Source organism: Actinoallomurus acaciae, from assembly GCF_042429965.1.
In the GTDB taxonomy this organism is placed as follows: Bacteria; Actinomycetota; Actinomycetes; order Streptosporangiales; family Streptosporangiaceae; genus Actinoallomurus; species Actinoallomurus acaciae.
In genome coordinates this window covers 1-531 of record NZ_JBHLZP010001297.1, presented here as the reverse complement: position 1 = coordinate 531, position 531 = coordinate 1, and the positions used below count along the sequence as shown (strand labels likewise).

General features: G+C 76.3%; 1 protein-coding gene. It reads left to right on the top strand.

Features of this window, described 5'->3' with window-relative positions:
• A partial coding sequence (locus ACFFNX_RS52165; RefSeq protein ID WP_378213918.1) for an ATP-binding cassette domain-containing protein occupies positions 1–496 on the top strand: 496 nt, incomplete at its 5' end.
• Between the last annotated feature and the right edge of the window lie 35 nt (positions 497–531).

Sequence of the window (531 nt, the reverse complement as noted above, 5' to 3'; positions counted from 1 at the left end):
CCGGCTCGACGGGGTGCCCCTGACGTCGCTGGGGCACGACGCGCTGCGGAACGCGGTCGGGTACGCCTTCGCGCGGCCCACGCTGTTCGGCGACACGATCGCCGAGGCGATCGGCGACGACGCCGAGGCGGCCGCCCGCGCGGCGTGCGCGGACGCCTTCATCCGCCGGCTGCCCCTCGGCTACCGCACACCGCCGACGGAGGCGCCGATGTCCGGCGGTGAGCTGCAGCGGCTGGGGCTGGCGCGGGCGTTCGCCCATCCCGGCCGGGTCCTCATCCTCGACGACGCCACCTCCAGCCTGGACACCGTGACCGAGACGCAGGTGGGCGACGTGCTGACCCGCGACGGCCGGACCCGCTTGATCATCGCCCACCGCGTCGGCACGGCGGCACGGGCGGACCTGGTCGCCTGGCTCGACGGCGGAACGGTGCGCGCCTGCGCGCCGCACCGGGAGCTGTGGTCGGATCCGAAGTACCGCGAGGTGTTCGGTGAGTGACCACCGGGCGCGCGGCCGGCGGGTCCTGACGGCCG